The 17,606-nt window shown below is 72.8% G+C and carries 12 protein-coding genes; 6 read left to right on the top strand and 6 right to left on the bottom strand.

Features of this window, described 5'->3' with window-relative positions; all coding sequences use genetic code 11:
- Window positions 1–15: 15 nt before the first annotated feature.
- A complete protein-coding gene (locus tag Pdca_RS12665) occupies window positions 16–1,449 on the bottom strand; it encodes an HNH endonuclease signature motif containing protein (protein ID WP_158092066.1) in 1,434 nt (477 codons plus the stop codon).
- A gap of 782 nt (window positions 1,450–2,231) precedes the next feature.
- Between Pdca_RS12665 and Pdca_RS12670 the strand changes: the two genes are divergently transcribed.
- Window positions 2,232–3,551, top strand: a complete 1,320-nt coding sequence (locus Pdca_RS12670) for a glucuronyl esterase domain-containing protein (protein ID WP_232021546.1) — start codon at window positions 2,232–2,234, stop codon at window positions 3,549–3,551.
- Window positions 3,552–3,686: 135 nt separating this feature from the next.
- Here Pdca_RS12670 and putP read toward each other — a convergent pair whose 3' ends face one another.
- Window positions 3,687–5,201: a sodium/proline symporter PutP gene (putP, locus tag Pdca_RS12675; protein ID WP_085911311.1), complete on the bottom strand. Its 1,515-nt coding sequence runs from the start codon at window positions 5,199–5,201 to the stop codon at window positions 3,687–3,689.
- Complete coding sequence (locus Pdca_RS12680; protein ID WP_085911515.1) at window positions 5,201–8,692, bottom strand: proline dehydrogenase family protein; 3,492 nt, start codon at window positions 8,690–8,692, stop codon at window positions 5,201–5,203. Before Pdca_RS12680 ends, putP begins: the two co-directional genes overlap by 1 nt.
- Before the next feature lie 113 nt (window positions 8,693–8,805).
- Between Pdca_RS12680 and Pdca_RS12685 the strand changes: the two genes are divergently transcribed.
- Window positions 8,806–9,711 (top strand): LysR family transcriptional regulator, encoded by a 906-nt coding sequence (locus Pdca_RS12685; RefSeq protein ID WP_085911312.1) that lies wholly within the window; start codon window positions 8,806–8,808, stop codon window positions 9,709–9,711.
- Here Pdca_RS12685 and Pdca_RS12690 read toward each other — a convergent pair.
- A complete protein-coding gene (locus Pdca_RS12690) occupies window positions 9,701–10,258 on the bottom strand; it encodes a TetR/AcrR family transcriptional regulator (RefSeq protein ID WP_085911516.1) in 558 nt (185 codons plus the stop codon). The genes Pdca_RS12685 and Pdca_RS12690 overlap by 11 nt on opposite strands.
- Before the next feature lie 76 nt (window positions 10,259–10,334).
- Here Pdca_RS12690 and Pdca_RS12695 point away from each other — a divergent pair, with 76 nt between their 5' ends.
- A complete protein-coding gene (locus Pdca_RS12695) occupies window positions 10,335–11,321 on the top strand; it encodes an alpha/beta fold hydrolase (RefSeq protein ID WP_085911313.1) in 987 nt (328 codons plus the stop codon).
- Window positions 11,322–11,348: 27 nt separating this feature from the next.
- Here the strand turns inward: Pdca_RS12695 and Pdca_RS12700 are convergent, their stop codons facing one another.
- The gene (locus tag Pdca_RS12700; RefSeq protein WP_085911314.1) at window positions 11,349–11,978 is read right to left on the bottom strand and encodes an HD domain-containing protein; all 630 of its coding nucleotides are present in this window, start codon (window positions 11,976–11,978) and stop codon (window positions 11,349–11,351) included.
- 129 nt (window positions 11,979–12,107) lie between these two features.
- Here Pdca_RS12700 and Pdca_RS12705 point away from each other — a divergent pair, with 129 nt between their 5' ends.
- A complete protein-coding gene (locus Pdca_RS12705; RefSeq protein ID WP_085911315.1) occupies window positions 12,108–13,109 on the top strand; it encodes a GlxA family transcriptional regulator in 1,002 nt (333 codons plus the stop codon).
- Window positions 13,110–13,117: 8 nt separating this feature from the next.
- Here the strand turns inward: Pdca_RS12705 and Pdca_RS12710 are convergent, their stop codons facing one another.
- Window positions 13,118–14,149 (bottom strand): YdcF family protein, encoded by a 1,032-nt coding sequence (locus Pdca_RS12710; protein ID WP_158092067.1) that lies wholly within the window; start codon window positions 14,147–14,149, stop codon window positions 13,118–13,120.
- Between the two features lie 144 nt (window positions 14,150–14,293).
- Between Pdca_RS12710 and Pdca_RS12715 the strand changes: the two genes are divergently transcribed.
- Window positions 14,294–15,103 carry an alpha/beta fold hydrolase gene (locus Pdca_RS12715; protein WP_085911317.1) on the top strand — a complete coding sequence of 270 codons (810 nt, stop codon included), beginning with the start codon at window positions 14,294–14,296 and terminating at the stop codon, window positions 15,101–15,103.
- Between the two features lie 91 nt (window positions 15,104–15,194).
- On the top strand, window positions 15,195–17,597 hold the full coding sequence (locus Pdca_RS12720) for an ATP-binding cassette domain-containing protein (protein WP_085911318.1): 2,403 nt from the start codon (window positions 15,195–15,197) through the stop codon (window positions 17,595–17,597).
- Window positions 17,598–17,606 lie beyond the last annotated feature (9 nt).

Consider the following 17,606-nt stretch of genomic DNA (forward strand, 5'->3'; position numbering starts at 1 on the left):
CCGGAGCCGGACGCCTCATCGCGGGGCCGGCCGCACGGTGGTGCCGCCGCCCGTGATTCCGGCGGTGAGCTCGTCGAACGTGATCGTCCGGACTTCCGGTGCTCCGATCTCGACGCGGGTGTCGGGGGGCGGGCGCTCGTGCTGGTCGGGGGTGCGGGGTGGTGGGACGACCGGATGGGCGTCGGGTGTGCGGCGGGGCCGGCGTTGCGGGTCGATCCAGCCGGGCGGGATGAACTCGGGCCGGCCGCTGGTCGTGCGGATCTCCCACCGGGAGTGGTGGACGAGGCGGTGGTGGACCCGGCAGAGCAGGACGAGGTTGTCGAGGTCGGTCGGTCCGCCCTGTTCCCAGGGGACGATGTGGTGGGCTTCGCACCAGGCGGGTGGCCGGTCGCAGCCGGGGTGGGCGCAGCCGCGGTCGCGGGCGGTCAGGGCGCGGCGCTGGGCGTCGGTGACGGTGCGCTTGGTGCGCCCGACGTCGAGTGGCCGTCCGTTGCCGGCGAGGACGACGGGCAGAGCGGCGGCGTCGCAGGCGAGCATCCGCAGTGCGGCGGGGCTGAGCTGCCCGCCGTACTCGAGGGTTGCGGCGCCGGCGTGGTGTTCGAGGTCGGCGAGCGGGATGGTGACCACGACCTGCGGGCGGCGGCCGCCGGTCTCGGGCAGCATCCGGCCCGGGGCGTGGGTGAGGGCGAATCCGCAGAGCTCGGCGAGGGCTTCGGCGGCGCGTTCGGCGTGGTCGCGGGCATCATCGGGATCGGATGGCGCGGACATGGCGTCGAGGGCGGCGGCGATCCGGTCGAACATGGCGGCGTCGTCGTAGCGGGCGCGCAGGGTTCCGCCGGGGCGGTTGCGGTGGCGGGTGATGCGCAGCTGGTTGGTCTCCGGGGGTGGGGCGTCGTCGGGTTCGGGACCATCCTGGTCGAGGGCTTCGAGGAGCTGGGTTCCCCAGGTGTGGAGTTCGGCGGGGGTGCTGAGCAGGGCCTGGCCGGCGAGGGCCTCCTCGGCGCCGGCCAGGGTGCCGGTGTCGAGGCGGGTGGCCGGTGCCGAACCGAGCAGCGCGGAGATCACCTCGACGTGGCGCAGCGAGACCTCGCCGGAGGCGAACACGGTGGCGGTCGCCGGGAGCCGGGCGGGCAGCGGGGTGCCATCGAGCCCGGTCCGGGTGGTGACGGCCTCGGCGGCGGTGGTGAAGCGCCGGGCACGGCGGGGTTCCCAGCGCAGCAGGTCGGCCAGTGCGGTTGCGGGGCTGCGGTAGCCGCGCTCGGTGTAGATGCCGCGTTGCCGGGCGGCGGCCAGCGCGGCGACGGCGGCGTGGTCGAGGCGCCGCGCGGTGGCTTCGAGGGCGATCTGGAGCGCGCAGATCTCGTCGTCGGTGGCGGTGCCGAGCAGCGCGGTGAGGTCGTCGACGGCCGCGTCGAGGCGGGCGTGCGCGGCGGCGACCCGTTCGTACATATGTTCGAGTCTAGCGGTTTTAGTCCATGTTCGACAGTCCGTTGTCGCAGGTGGACGACCGTTCGTCGGTTTGCGATCGCGAACGGTTGAGTGGTCGTCCGCTCCGACCGGGACTGCGGTGCGAAGCATCCCGGCAGGCGGGGGCGTGGGTCGGCTCGGACGGCGATCGGTCCCCGCTGTGGCGCGAGTAGTGGTGGCGCGGCGACCGGTGCGGCGATCCAGTGCGGAACGGGGACTGAGAGTGCGATGCCTGCCGGCAGGTGAGATGAGCAGCGTGGTCATCGGTGCATCGATCGACCGGATCCGTGGCGCAGGTCGTCGCGGCACTCCGGCGCCCTGTCCGGTCCGGCGCCGAGTCGGCCTCGCGGCGGGAGGCGCCGCCGACCGGGGTGCAACCGTCCCGCGTCCAGCGGGTCATGGTTGTGATGCGTCCGGAGCGGCGGCTCGCGTAACTCTCGGGCGAGGGTGTCCCGGACTCGCGACGGCGTACGCCGAGCGAGCCCGGCGGGCGGTCCGGCCCGGCGCGACGCGAGCTCGGTGGTCGGTCCGACCCGAGCCCGACCCGGCCCGACGCGAGGCCGGCCCGGCCCGCGCGTCAGTCGATCCGGTGATAATTGCGGGACGGTCTTCCGTTCTCATTTCCCGAGATGAGCTGCGGAAGGTGTCCGGCATCATCCGTTCGGTGATTCAAGAGAACCCGATCGGGAGGCAACCCTCGGGTAGCGTCACGCTCGATGTATACCTCGAACCGTCGGTGCGACCGCCCCGGCCGACTGCGCGCCGTGACGCAGGGCAAGTGCGCCCTGTTCCTCGTCGCGGCGGTGTTCGCCGCAGGTGGAGCAGCGCTGCCACCGGAGACGAAGACCGAGTTCGGCCCGGTCGGTGCAGTGTCCGAACTGGACGTCGACGACGGCGACGACCGGTCCTCCGGGTTCTCGGTCGACGTCCCCGGAATCGTCGCCGATGCGACGATCTCGATCGGCGGCGACGATTATCCGAATCCGCTGCGGTTGCAGAGCGGAAACGCCGTGGACGGGCCCGATTCGTGGGAGAACCTGCGTCGCCCGGAACTGCTCGCCGATTTCCGGGAGCACGTCTACGGGCAGAGTCTGCCGCTGCCGACCGAGCAGACCTTCGACGTCTCGACAACCGAGATCGGCGACGTGGTGCGCAAGACCGTCACGATCGGCGTCACCGGTCCGGAGGGTTCCGGCAGCTTCGACATGACGTTGTTCGTCCCGACGGGGGAGTCGACACCGCGTGGCACCTTCCTGATGATCGACCATCGGGGCTCGGTCGGTGACGATCCCGGCCAGTCCTCGGGCTACGCGCCCGTCTCGACGATCACCGACGCCGGGTACGCGTTCGCCGTCATCGACGCGAACGATCTCGCCCCCGACGACAGCGGCAGCTACCGCGACGGCGTGATCAACCTGTTCCACCCGTCCGGCCAGGACCTGCCCGACGACGCCGGCCGCGCGATCAGCGCCTGGGCGTGGGGCGCCAGCCGGGCGATGGACTACCTGGAGACCGATCCGGACATCGACCCGGCCAAGGTCGGCGTGATCGGCCACTCGCGCAGCGGCAAGGCGTCGCTGTGGGCGGGTGCGCAGGACACCCGGTTCGCCGCCGTCATCACGAACAACTCCGGATCGACCGGCGCGAAGCTCGCCCGCCGCGGCGACGGCGGGGTGGGAGCGGAGACGGTCGCCCGGATCAACAGCGCGTTCCCGCACTGGTTCCCGCAGACCTACCGCGAGTACAACGACAACGAGAGCGCGCTCCCCGTCGACCAGCACGAGCTGATGGCGCTCGTCGCGCCGCGGCGCCTGGTCGTCGGCAGTGCCACCGACGACTCCAACGCCGATCCGCAGGGTGAGTTCCTCGCCTACGTCGGCGCCGCCCGCGCCTACGAGCTGTACGGCCTGGGGGACACCGGTCTCGGCTCGAACGACTGGCGCCCGGAGACCGACCGCGGCCATCGGGGCCCGGCGATGAGCTACCACCTCCGGTCCGGCGGTCACGGCCTGTCCGGCGCGGACTGGGACATCTACCTCGACGGCGACCTGTTCTCCCGGGGCGCCGGCCGGGCAGGGCTCTGACCCGGACCGGCGGGGCTCCGACGCGAACCCCGGCGGGACCCGGCCTGGTTCGCGAAGATCCGCGTTCCGGGAGCGGCGGTGCATCCTGCGTACACCTGCGCTCCCGGAACGCGGATCATCCGGTTCCCGCCGCGATCAGCTCGCCGTGGTGACGTCGCGGCCCTCGGCGACCGCGACCGCCTCGTCGAACTCCCGCTCGATCTCGGCGTTCGGGGTGTAGGTCAGCGTGCTCACCACGACCGCCAGCAGCAGGTTCACCAGGAAGCCGGGCACGATCTCGTACAGCTCGACGCCCGCGATCGGCGGACCGTAGGTGTCCCACACGAACACCGTGACCGCCCCGCCGACCATGCCGGCGAGCGCACCCCAGTTGGTGAGCTTGCGCCAGAACAGGCACAGCAGGATCGCGGGCCCGAAGGACGCGCCGAACCCGGCCCAGGCGAACGCCACGAGATCCAGGATGGTGCCGCTCGGGTCGAGCGCGAGGACGCCCGCGATCACCGCGACCGCCAGCACGCAGGACCGGCCGAGGATCATCAGGGTGCGCGGCGAGGTGTCGCGCCCGAAGACCTTGTAGAGATCCTCGACGAACGCCGACGAGCTGACGATCAGCTGGCTCGACACGGTGCTCATGATCGCGGCCAGTACCGCGGCGAACACGAAGCCGACGACCAGCGGGTGCAGCAGGATCTGCGACATCGCGAGCACGACCAGCTCGGGATTGTCGAGCTCGTTCGGCGTGGTCCGGAAGAACGCGATGCCCACGATGCCGCAGGTGACCGCCCCGAGCAGGGACAGGATCATCCAGCTCATCCCGACCCGGCGGGCCGGTCCGGCGGACGCGGCGTCGCGCATCGCCATGAAGCGCACGATGATGTGCGGCTGGCCGAAGTAGCCCAGGCCCCACGCCGCGGCCGAGATGATGCCGAGCACCGTCGCACCCGACAGTGCGGCGCCGCCGAGCAGCGACAGCCGGTCCGGATCGACGGCCGTGACCGCCGCCGTGGTCTCGCCGATCCCGCCGACCGAGAAGATCGCGATCACCGGCACGATCAGCAGCGCCAGCAGCATCATCGTGCCCTGCACGACGTCGGTCAGCGAGGCGCCGAGGAACCCGCCGATCATCGTGTAGGCCAGGGTGACGACGGCGACGATCAGCATGCCGGTCAGATACGACCCACCGAACGCGAGCTGGAAGAACTCGCCGCCGGCCACCATCATCGACGAGACGTAGAAGGTGAAGAAGACCAGCACGATCGCGCCGGAGGCGACCCGCAGCGACCGGGACGTGTCGTGCAGCCGGTTCTCGAAGAAGCTCGGGATGGTGATCGAGTTCCGCGCCACCTCGGTGTAGGAGCGCAGCCGCGGCGCCACGAAGCGCCAATTCAGGTACGCGCCGACGGTGAGGCCGACCGCGATCCAGGCCTCGATCAGCCCGGCCGCGTAGATCGCCCCGGGCAGGCCCATCATCAGCCAGCCGGACATGTCCGACGCCCCGGCGCTGAGCGCGGCCGTCCACGGTGGGAGCTTGCGCCCCGCGAGCATGTAGCCCTCGTGGTCGGACGTCTGCCGGTACGCGTAATAGCCGATGGCCATCATCAACGCGAAGTAGACGACGAGCGCGACGATCTGGAAGGTCTGGTCGTACATCACGAACCTCTCTGTTCGCTGTCCCGCGGCGCGGGGACGGGGACGGGCACCGGATGCGGGGTCCCGAACCGGTGCGCGGTGACCGACACGGCCTGCTCGCGCAGGAAGGTCAGCAGCTCGACCCGACCGGCGGTGACGACCGGGCCGTCGTACACGGCCAGTGCCGGCGAGCCGCCGGTCACCTCGGCCGTCTCCTGCGCCGAGCCGCCGATCAGCCGCACCCGCCCGCCGTCGGCGGCGAGCGTGCGCAGCGACTCGTGCCAGCGCGCGTCGTCCTCGCGCCGGACGGTGATCCCGAGCCGGGTCAGCTGCTCGTGCAGCGGCCCGGGCAGCGGCTCGGCGACGCTGACGGTGAGCGGCGCCGATGCCCGCAGGCCGGCGGCGACCACCCGCAGCAGCTCGACCGGGCGTCCGGCGGCGTACCGGACGGTGACCGGCACCGGGTGGTAGCGCAGCACGTTGTGCTCGCAGGTCAGGCCGGTGGCGTCGTGCGCGGTCCCGAACTCGGACGACCAGGCGTCCCGATCGGTCGCGAGGGCGCCACGCAGCCAGTCGCGGTCGGTGCCGGAGAGGCCGGTGCCGGAGAGCTCGGCGTCGAGTATCCGGGCGCCGAGCGGGTCGCCGGCCGGGGCGTCGGCGGCGACGGGCTCGTCGGCCCAGGTCCCGAAGCCGAACAGGTAGTTCGGGCCGCCCGCCTTCGTGCCGGTGCCGACGGCGGCCTTCTTCCAGCCGCCGAACGGCTGGCGCTGCACGATCGCCCCGGTGATCCCGCGGTTGACGTAGAGGTTCCCGGCCTCGACGGTGCGCAGCCAGGTGTCGATCTCGTCCTCGTCGAGCGAGTGCAGCCCGGAGGTGAGGCCGTACTCGACCCGGTTCACCAGCCCGATCGCCTCCTCCAGGGTGTCGGCGGTCATGATCCCGAGCACCGGGCCGAAGTACTCGGTGAGGTGGAACTCCGAGCCCGCTGCGACGCCCTCGCGCACGCCCGGCCGCCAGAGCGTCCCGTGCTCGTCGAGCCGCTCGGGGGTGATCACCCAGCTCTCGCCGGGGCCGGTCGTGGTCAGCGCGGACAGGAGCTTGCCCGACGCCGGCTCGATCAGCGGGCCGACCTGCGCGCGCTCGGTCCAGGGCAGGTCCACGTGCAGCGACGACACCGCGTCGACGAGCTGGCGCCGGAACCGCCGGGACGTCGCGACCGAGCCGACCAGGATCACCAGCGACGCGGCCGAGCACTTCTGCCCGGCGTGCCCGAACGCGGAGCGGGCGACGTCCTTCGCCGCCAGGTCGAGATCCGCCGCGGGGGTCACGATGATCGCGTTCTTGCCGCTGGTCTCGGCCATCAGCGGCAGATCGGGCCGCATCGAGCGGAACAGCTCCGCCGTCTCGTAGGCGCCGGTGAGCACCACCCGCTCGACGGCGGGATGGGAGATGAGCGCGGAGCCGAGCTCGTTCTCGTCGAGCTGGACGTAGCGCAGCACCTCGCGCGGGACGCCCGCCGCCCACAGCGCCTCGGCGACCACCGCCGCGCTGCGCCGGGCCTGGTCGGCCGGCTTGAGGACGACCGGTGAGCCGGCGGCGAGTGCGGCCAGCGTCGATCCGGCCGGGATCGCCACCGGGAAGTTCCACGGCGGGGTCACCACGGTCAGCGCGGCGGGGGAGAAGCGGGCACCCGCGACGTCGTCGAGCCGGCGTGCCCGCTCGGCGTAGTAGTGGGCGAAGTCGATCGCCTCGCTGACCTCCGGGTCGCCCTGCTCCAGGACCTTGCCGCACTCCGCGCCCATGACCTCCAGCAGATCGGCGCGCCGGGCGGCCAGCTCGTCACCGGCCCGGTGCAGGATCTCCGCCCGCCGGTCGGCGCCCAGCTCGCGCCAGGCCGCGCCGGCGTCGCGGGCGCCGGTCACGACGTCGTCGAGCTCGGTTCGGCTGTGCAGCCGGCCGGCGTCCGCGGTCGCCGTGCCCAGCGCGCTGTCGCGCATCCGGGCGCGGATCCCGGCTCCCCAGCTGCGGTTCGCCGCGACGGCGGTGTCGGTGTCCGGGGTGTTGGTGAAGCCGTCGGTGGGTGCGGCGGGCTCGGGACGGGTGCGGTCCTGCACCCGGTTCGGCGACGGCACCGCGGTGGGGACGGTCCCGACCGAGGCCAGGAACCGGTCGCGCTCGCGCTCGAACAGGTCGTGGTCCTGGTCGATGTCGAACGCGGCGGACATGAAGTTCTCCCGTGACGCGCCCTCCTCGAGCCGGCGGACCAGATAGGCGATCGCCACGTCGAACTCCTGCGGGTGCACGACCGGGGTGTAGAGCAGCAGCGACCCGACGTCCGCGCGCACCGCGGCGGCCTGCGCGGTCGCCATGCCGAGCAGCATCTCGAACTCCACCCCGGCCGGGCCGTCGCCGTCCAGGCAGCCCCGGCGCCCGGCGAGCAGCCAGGCCAGCGCGATGTCGAACAGGTTGTGCCCGGCCACCCCGACCCGGACGGCCGCGGTGTGCTCGGGGCGCAGCGCGTAGTCCAGCACCGCCTTGTACGACGCGTCGGACTCCTGCTTGCTGCCGCAGGTCGCGAGCGGCCAGCCGTGCAGCTCGGCGTCGACCTGCTCCATCGGCAGGTTCGCGCCCTTCACCACCCGGACCTTGATCGGGGCGCCGCCGCCGGCGACCCGCGCACCCGCCCACTCCTGCAGCCGGATCATGGCGCCGAGCGCGTCGGGCAGGTAGGCCTGCAGGACGATCCCGGCCTCCAGGTCGTGGAACTCGGGGCGCTCCAGCAGGGTCGTGAAGACGGCGAGGGTCAGGTCGAGATCGCGGTACTCCTCCATGTCGAGGTTGAGGAACTTCGGCCCGCCGGGCGCGGAGCGGGCCAGCCGGTAGAGCGGGGCGAGCGCCTCCACGGCGTCGGCGACGGCGGCGTCGAACGACCACGGGTCGTGCGGCGCCACGGTGGAGGAGACCTTGATCGACACGTAGTCGACGTCGGCGCGGGCCAGCAGCGCGCGGGTGCCCTCGACCCGGCGGTTCGCCTCCTCGCGGCCGAGGATCGCCTCGCCGAGCAGGTTGATGTTGAGCCGGGTGCCCGGCCGGTCGCGGCGGATCCGCCGGATCGCCGGGCCCAGCTTCCGGTCGGACGCGTCCACGACGAGATGGCGCACCATCCGCCGCAGCGCCGCCCTGGCCACCGGGACGACGACGCCGGGGGCCACCCGCCCGGTGACCGCGCCCGCCCGGATCGCGGCACGCAGCGGCCAGGGCAGGAACCGCGGGACGATCGGGACCAGGGTCTCCAGGTGCCGGGCGGCGGCGCGCGGGTCCTCGGGCCGGATCACGCCGTCGACGAAACCGACGGTGAAGGCGAGCCCGTCCGGGTCCTGCAACACGTCCGCCAGCCGGCGGGCGGACCGGTCGACGGGTTCCCGCTGCGCCGCGTCCAGCCAGCGCCGCACCAGCGCGACCGCCTCGGTCGCCAGCTCCTCGTCGATCACGACACCGTTCGCCACGCTCATCTGCACTCCCTCCGGTCCTTCGCTTGCCTGCCGAGGAGAGTCTCAGCCCACATACTTGGAAAAAAGCGACGAAAATTGAACACTACTATTCGGCTCTACCGAAAGGTGCACCGATGTGGGACCTCCACCGGCTCCGGCTGCTCCACGAGCTCCGGCTGCGGGAGACCGTGACCGAGGTGGCGCGCACCCTGAACTACGCCCCGTCGAGCGTGTCCCAGCAGCTCGCGAAGCTGGAGGAGGAGGTGGGCGTCCGGCTGCTCGAACCGGACGGGCGCAGGCTGCGGCTCACGCCGCACGGTGAGCTGGTCGCGCGGCATGCGGCCGAGATCCTCGATCTGCAGGAGGGGGTCCGGAGCAGGCTCGCCGCGGCGGGCCCGGTCGGGGAGACCGTGCGCCTGGCGACGCTGGAGACGACCGGGCGCGCGTTGTTGCCGCACGCGCTGACCCGGCTCCGGGAGAGCACGCCGCACCTGCGCCTGGAGGCGTCGGTGGTGCCGCCGGAGACCGGGCTGGCCGAGCTGGAGACCCGAGGGTTCGATCTCGCCGTCGCCGAGCAGTATCCGGGGCACAGCCGCTCGCACCGGCCGTCGCTGGACCGCGACCTGCTGGGCACCGATCCGGTCCGGCTCGCGGTGGCCGAGAACTCCGGGGTGACCGGCCTGGCCGACACCACGGAGCTCGCCTGGGTGATGGAGCCGGAGGGGACCGCCGCGCGGCAGTGGGCCGTCCAGCAGTGCCGGGCGGCCGGGTTCGAGCCCGACATCCGGTTCGACTCGGCCGACCTGGAGATCCACATCCATCTGGTCCGGGCGGGCCACGCGGTGAGCATCCTGCCCGACCTGGTGTGGACCGGGAACCGCGAGGGCGTGCGGCTGATCGAGCTGTCCGGCCCGTCGCACCGCGAGCTGTTCACCTCGGCGCGCCTGGTCTCCGCGGCACATCCGGCGATCGGGCAGGTCCGCGCGGCGCTCGCCGACGCCTTCGCGGTCGTCGGGGGAGGAGCGCCGGTCAGTCGGTGAGCCGGTGCAGCGCGGCGCCCAGTGCCGACTCGGCGTCGTCCGCGGACAGCCCGCCGATCAGCACCCGCACGACGAGACCGTCCGCGGTGGCGATCAGCGCGCGGGCCGCGGCCCGCGGGTCGTCGAGCGTGGGAGCGATCCCGGTGAGCAGCCGGGTGGCCTCGCGCTCCTGCCCGTCCTTGGCCTCGGCCAGCAGCGCGGCCAGCGCCGGATGGTTGATCGCGGCGGCGGCGTACTGGTGGAACACCGAGACGCCCGCGCGCTGGGCCGCGGTGTGCGGGATCGGGTGCCCGACGAGCTGCCGGAGCCGCTCGCGGTCGTCGGCGCCTGCCGTCGCGTGGACGTGCAGCTCACCCGCGCCGGTGAGCATCGCCTCCAGGCCGGCACGGACGAGCTCGTCCTTGCTCGGGAACCAGTACTGGATCCGGCCGACCGACACACCGGCTTCGGCGGCGACGGTGCGCATCGACACCGCGCCCATGCCGCGCCGGGCGATCACCTGCCAGACAGCCTGGATGATCGCCGTCCGGCGGTCGTCGGGTGCCATGCGCGCCACTGTAGGACAGGTTCAATACGAGTGTATTAGAGTGGTCGTCAATACGATCGTATTGACGGAGGTTTCGATGGGCCGCGGGCGCCGGATACTGACGATCCTCGCGGTGCTGGTCGTCGCCTGGCTGGTGGTCGACAAGGTCGTCTCGCTCGTCGCGCCCGATCCGGTCGTCGGGCACTGGCGCAGCCTGCAGGGCCGGGAGTCCTACCGGGCCGCCTACGACGCGGTGCTGGCGACCCTGCCGGCACCGAGCACGGTGCACGACATCGCCGTCGAGCACGGCAGCGTGCGGGTCTACGAGTGGCGGGCCACCGACCCGGCGTCCGCCGGGCGGCTGCCGGTCGTGCTGCTGCCCGGCATCCGGTCCGGCGCGCCGATGTGGGGCGAGAACCTGGAGCGCTGGATCGGCGACCGCACCGTCTACGCGATGGACGCGATCGGCGACTCCGGGATGTCGATCCAGTCGGTGCCCTTCACCTCGTTCGACGACCAGGCGACCTGGGTCGAGCAGGTGCTCGCCGCGCTCGGCCGGGACCGGGTGCACGTCGTCGGGCACTCGTTCGGCGCGGCGATCGCGACCTCGCACGCGCTCGCGCATCCGGGCCGGGTGGCGTCGCTGACCCTGCTCGAACCGGTGCTGGTGCTGCACGGTCTCCCGGTCTCGACCTACCTGTGGTCGACGCTGCTGCTCCTGCCGGCGCCGCAGTCCTGGAAGGACCGGGCGCTGGCCGAGATCGGTGGCGTCACCGTCGAGGAGGTGCGGGAGCGCACGCCGATGTCGGAGATGATCGACCAGGGCGCCCGGCACTACGCAGCGGTCACCCTGGTGCCCCGCACGCTCACCGACGACGAGTGGCGGTCGCTGCGGATGCCGGTACGGATCGACATCGCCGGTGAGCGGTCCCTGGCCGGCGGCGCGGAGGCCGCGGCGCGGGCCAGGGCGCTCGGCGTGGACCAGGTGACCGTCCGGCCCGGTACGACGCACTCGCTGCCGATGCAGGACGCCGCTCTGCTCGGCCCCGAGCTGGAGCGGTACTGGTCGGGGCACGACCGCTGAGGCGCCGGCGCGCCGCCGGGACGCAGGTCAGCCGGCCGGATCCGCCCGGTGCGGCCCGCCGACCTGCAGCGCGGTGACCGCGGTCCGCCGGTCGATCGGATTGGCCGCGAACAGCTCGGACAGCCGGACGGCGTCCTCGAGCCTGGCGAACGCGCCGGTCGGATGCCGGTCGATCTCGTCCAGGTAGGCGGCGCGCATCGCGGTGGGGAAGCCGTCCCGCGGGTGCCTGCCGAGCACGGCGGCGAGCGCGTCGTCGTCGATCAGCTCCTGGGCGAGTCCCGCCACGTCGATCGCTGCGCCGGCCTGCACCAGACGCAGTGTCGGATCCTGCTGCCGTTCCAGCTCGGTGTGCCGCAGGATCGCCTGCTCGACCAGGCGGATGCGGTCCTGCTCCCAGCCTCTCGCCTCGAGCATCCGGGCGGCGAGATCGGCCCCGACCCGCCCGAACTCACGCTCGGCCGAACAGTGCTCCCCGGTGAGCCCGAGGTCGTGGATCATCGCTGCGACGAATGCGGCCTCGTGGTCGAGGTCCTCGTCGACCACCAGCGCGCCGAACAGATAGGTGCGGTGGCTGTGGTGCAGCAGGAACGGCGGTGCCAGGCTTCGGGCCATGTCGGCTGCAGCTCGGGCGGTCGGGGTCGCCGGAACGCTGATCATCGGGTGTGTCCTCTCGGTGGTCGGCGCGTTCCAGACTCGCCGCGGACGGCCGTGTCCTCCATGACCGGAACCGTGCAGATCCGGACATCGGCGGGTCTCGCGTGACCACGGCCGCGGTGCTCGGCGACGATGGCGGACGTGCAGGGTGGATCACCGCGTGAACGGGTCGCGGTCGCGGTGTTCGACGGCGTCGAGCTGCTCGACGTCACCGGGCCGGTGCAGGTGTTCAGCACCGCGGACCGGCTCGCGCCGGGACCGGGTCGATACCGGCCGGTGCTGGTCGCCGAACGTCCCGGGCCGGTGCGCTCCGCTGCCGGTCCGGAGCTGGTCGCGCAGCGGTCCTGGAACGAACCGGTCGGCACGCTCGTCGTCCCGGGAGGTCTGGAGGCCGGCGCGGACGGGGTCCGGCCGCTGCTGGACGGACCGTTGGTGGAGCTGCTGGCGCGATCCGGACGCGGGGCCGCCCGGATCCTCTCGGTGTGCACCGGTGCGCACGTCCTCGCAGCCGCGGGCCTGCTCGACGGCCGTCGGGCGACCACGCACTGGGCCACCGCGGCGGCGCTGGCCGCGGAGCACCCGCGGGTGCGGGTCACCCCGGACGCACTGTTCGTCCGGGACGGCCCGGTCTGGACCTCCGCCGGGGTGGCGTCCGGGATCGACCTCGCACTCGCCGTCGTCGCGCTCGACCGGGGACCCGACATCGCCCGGCGGGTGGCGCAGTGGATGGTCGTGCACCTCAACCGGCCGGGCGGGCAGAGCCAGTTCAGCGCCCACCTCGGTCCGCGTGTCCCGCTCTCCGACCGGCTCGCCGGGCTGCTGGCCTGGATCTCCGCGGACCCCACCCGGGATCTGTCCGCCGACGCGCTGGCCCGGCGGCTCGGAGTCGGTCCCCGCCACCTGGCCCGGCTGTTCCGCCGCGAGCTCGGCGCCACCCCGGCAGCACACGTCGAGAGGGTCCGCCTGCAGGTGGCACTCGATCTGCTGGTGCGCACCGACATGCCGCTGCCCGGGGTGGCGACGGCGGCCGGGTTCGGGTCCACGACGGCGCTGCACCGCTGCGTCGTCCGTCGCCACGGGGTGAGCCCCGGGGAGTACCGGCGCAGGTTCGGGGCGGGTCCCGCGGCGGACTGAGCCGGTGCTCAGGCGGCCAGCAGCAGTGCGAGCGGCGCCGGGACGCACAGCAGCACCAGCAGCACCGTGTTCAGCACCCGGTGCTCGCGCAGGATCGCCACGAACTCGCGCAGCACGGCACTCGGCCAGTAGTACCCGGCGGTCGGGGCGCCGACCGCCTGGGCGTCGATGCCGAGTCTGCGCGCGAGCACCGCGGCGCGGAACGCGTGGTAGTTGCTGGTGACGACGAGCCCGCTGCCGGACACCTCGTCGCGCACCAGGGTGTCGCTGAAACGCAGGTTCTGCTCGGTGTTGCGGGAGTCCGTCTCGACCCGCAGCACATCCGGGTCGGCGCCGTGCGCGACCGCCCACCGGCGCATCGCCTCGCCCTCGGCCAGCTGCTCGTCGCTGCCCTTGCCGCCGGAGAGCACCAGCAGCCGCGCCTCCCGCCTGCCGAGCTCCTCCATCCCGGTCCGGATCCGGGACGCCAGCAGCGGCGGCACCTCGCTGCCGCGCAGCCCGGACCCGAGCACCAGCACCCAGTCGGCGGGCCGGTCGTGCACCAGCCACGCGTAGAGCCGCGCGTAGCCGAGGAACGCGACGAACTGGAAGGCGAGCAGCATCGCCGCGAGCGTGCAGAGCAGCCACAGGGCGCGCATCCACGTGGTGCCGTACAGCAGGACCGGCACCGTGACCGCCATCAGCGCGATGATCAGCAGGCCGGCCAGCAGGGACAGCGAGTTGCCCAGGCTCACCCGCTCCCGGCGCAGCATGACCACGCCGTTGAGCAGCAGGAACCCGGCGAACACCAGTGCGATGAACGGTGAGATGACGGCCAGGAACACCCCGGTCGCGAGGACCGGGTTGCTGCCGACGATCCCGAGCGTCGCGGCGGCGTTGCCGACCAGCAGCGCCGCGAGGAGCAGCCAGTAGGCGTTGCTGAGCCGGCGCGGGTCGGTGCGGATGCGGCGCCGCACGAACAGGCTGACGACCACCGCCAGCAGCAGGGGCACGGCCACGGACAGGGCGAGGAGCGCAACCATCAACACGAGCTCGGACATGATCGGGTCATCCTGCCGTGTGCGCATGCACGTCTCGCGGAACGAACCGCGGTGCCCACCCGGTCGTGGCACCGGCGGACCGCCCGCTGCGCCGGGTGGTAGGTCCCGGTGCCGCATCGGGGTGGGCGGTGCGACGATCCGGGCATGCCGCTCAACGTGCACCACGCCGGTGATCCCGACGGCCCGCCCGTGCTCGCCGTCCACGGCGCCACCGGGCACGGCCTGCGGTACCGGCGGTTGTTCGACGCCTGCCCGCAGCTGCGCTGGATCAGCATCGACGTCCGCGGGCACGGCCGCTCGACGTGGGCCCCGCCATGGAACCTGGAACGCCACGCCGACGACGCGCTCGGGGTGCTGGACGAGCTCGGGATCGAGCGGGCCGCCGTCGTCGCGCACTCGTTCGGCGGCGCGATCGCGACGCATCTGGCGCGCCGCGCGCCGGACCGGATCAGCCGGCTGGCCCTGCTGGACCCGGCGATCGGCCTCGACCCGGCGGCGATGCTGGAGCGGGCCGAGGAGTACCGCGCCGACGAGTCCTGGAGCAGCCGCGACGCCGCCAGGGCCGACCGGATCGCGACCTGGCCGGAGGTGCCCGGCGAGTTCGTCGACGACGAGCTCGCCGAGCACCTGGAGGAGCGCGACGGCGTACTGCGCTGGCGCTACTCGCGGGCCTCGCTGGTCGCGGCGTGGTCGGAGATGGCGCGTCCGGCCGTCGTCCCGCCGGCCGGTCTGCCGACCCTGGTGGTGCCCGCGACCGGCGCCGACTTCGTCCGCGAGGAGTGGCTGGCCGCCTGCCGGGCGGAGCTGGGCGACGATCTCACGGTGCGCCCGTTCGACTGCGGGCACATGGTCTACCTCGAACGTCCGGACGAGACGGCCGCCGAGCTGCTGGCCTTTCTCGACACACCGGAGACGGTCATGAATCGAGAAGCACACCGGGCCCGCTCCTCCTAACCTGACGGCGACCGACCGGACGGGCACCATGGTCCGGATCTCGTGAGCGGGCCCGGGCATCGGTGCACCGCACAGCCAGGGGGGACCACCGATGAGCACGCCCGAGCGGCACGCCGCCGACAGCCACGACCTGATCCGGGTACACGGCGCGCGGGAGAACAACCTGCGTGACGTCAGCGTGGAGCTGCCGAAACGACGGCTGACCGTGTTCACCGGGGTGTCCGGCTCCGGCAAGAGCTCGCTGGTGTTCGCCACGATCGCCGCCGAGTCCCAGCGGATGATCAACGAGACCTACAGCACCTTCGTGCAGGGCTTCATGCCGACCCAGGCCCGTCCCGACGTCGACCTGCTCGACGGATTGACCACCGCGATCATCGTCGACCAGGAACGGATGGGCGGCGACGTCCGCTCGACGGTGGGCACCGCGACCGACGTCGGGGCGTTGCTGCGGATCCTGTTCAGCCGGATCGGCCGGCCGCACGTCGGCTCGGCGAAGGCGTTCTCCTTCAACGTGGCCTCGATCAGCGGCTCCGGCGCAGTGACCGTGCAGAAGGGCGGCCGCCAGGTCAAGGAGCGCCGCGAGTTCGAGATCATCGGCGGGGCCTGCCCGCGCTGCGAGGGCCGCGGGAACGTCTCCGACTTCGACCTCACAGCCCTGTTCGACGACAGCAAGTCGATCGTCGAGGGTGCCCTGACGATCCCGAACTACTCGGTCGACGGCTGGTACGGGCGGATCTTCGCCAACTCCGGGTTCTTCCCCGGTGACAAGCCGATCTCGTCGTTCAGCACGCCGCAGATGAACGCGCTGCTGTACAAGGAGCCGACCCGGATCAAGGTGGACGGCGTCAACGTCACCTTCGAGGGCCTCATCCCGCGGATCGAGAAGTCGTTCCTGGCCAAGGACCGGGAGGCGATGCAGCCGCACATCCGGGCGTTCGTGGACCGGGCGATCGTGTTCCGCACGTGCCCCGACTGCGCGGGCAGCAGGCTCTCCGAGCTGGCCCGGTCCTCGAAGATCGAGGGCATCAACATCGCGGACGCCAGCGCGATGCAGATCAACGATCTCGCGGCCTGGGTCCGCGGGCTGGAGCAGGCCCCGGGCGACGCAGCGGAGCAGGATCCGGCCCGCAGCGGAGTCGCGCCGCTGCTCGCCTCGCTGCGGGAGACGCTGGACTCGTTCGTCGAGATCGGGCTCGGGTATCTGTCGCTGGACCGCCCCTCCGGCACGCTGTCCGGCGGGGAGGCGCAGCGCACCAAGATGATCCGGCACCTCGGATCCTCGCTCACCGATGTCACCTACGTGTTCGACGAGCCGACCATCGGCCTGCACCCGCACGACATCGCGCGGATGAACGACCTGCTGCTGCGCCTGCGGGACAAGGGGAACACCGTGCTCGTCGTCGAGCACAAGCCGGAGACGATCGTGATCGGCGATCACGTCGTCGATCTCGGCCCGGGCGCCGGCACCGACGGCGGCCAGGTCGTCTACGAGGGCACGGTCGCGGGACTGCGGTCCAGCGGCACGCTCACCGGGCGGCATCTCGACGACCGGGCGCGGATCAAGGAGTCGGTCCGCACCCCGGCCGGTGCGCTGGAGATCCGCGGCGCGGACAGCCACAACCTGCGCGGTGTAGACGTCGACGTCCCGCTCGGCGTGCTCACCGTGATCACCGGGGTGGCCGGGTCCGGCAAGAGCTCGCTGATCCACGGCTCGGTGGCCGGCCGGGACGGCGTCGTCGTGGTCGACCAGGGCGCGATCAAGGGATCGCGGCGCAGCAACCCGGCCACCTACACCGGGCTGCTGGAGCCGATCCGCAAGGCGTTCGCGAAGGCCAACGGGGTGAAGCCGGCGTTGTTCAGCGCGAACTCCGAGGGCGCGTGCCCGAACTGCAACGGCGCCGGGGTCGTGTACACCGACCTGGCGATGATGGCGGGCGTGGCGACCACCTGCGAGGTGTGCGACGGCCGCCGGTTCGACTCGTCGGTGCTGGAGTACCGGTTCGGCGGCCGCGACATCAGTGAGGTGCTGGCGATGCCGGTCGCCGAGGCCGAGAAGTTCTTCGGTGCCGGCGAGGCCCGGACACCGGCGGCGCACCGCATCCTGGAGCGGCTGGCCGACGTCGGGCTCGGCTACCTCACCCTCGGTCAGCCGCTCACCACGCTGTCCGGCGGCGAGCGACAGCGGCTGAAGCTGGCCGTGAGCATGGGGGAGAAGGGCCGGATCTACGTCCTGGACGAGCCGACCACCGGACTGCACCTCGCCGACGTCGAGCAGCTGCTCGCGCTGCTGGACCGGCTGGTCGACGCCGGTCTCTCGGTGATCGTCATCGAGCACCACCAGGCCGTGATGGCGCACGCCGACCGGATCATCGACCTGGGCCCGGGCGCCGGTTACGACGGCGGCCGGGTGGTGTTCGAGGGGACGCCCGCCGAGCTCGTCGCCGACGCGTCCACCCTGACCGGACAGCACCTCGCCGCCTACGTCGGCCGCTGATCGCGGATC

The sequence above is a fragment of the Pseudonocardia autotrophica genome, from assembly GCF_003945385.1.
Taxonomy (GTDB): Bacteria; Actinomycetota; Actinomycetes; order Mycobacteriales; family Pseudonocardiaceae; genus Pseudonocardia; species Pseudonocardia autotrophica.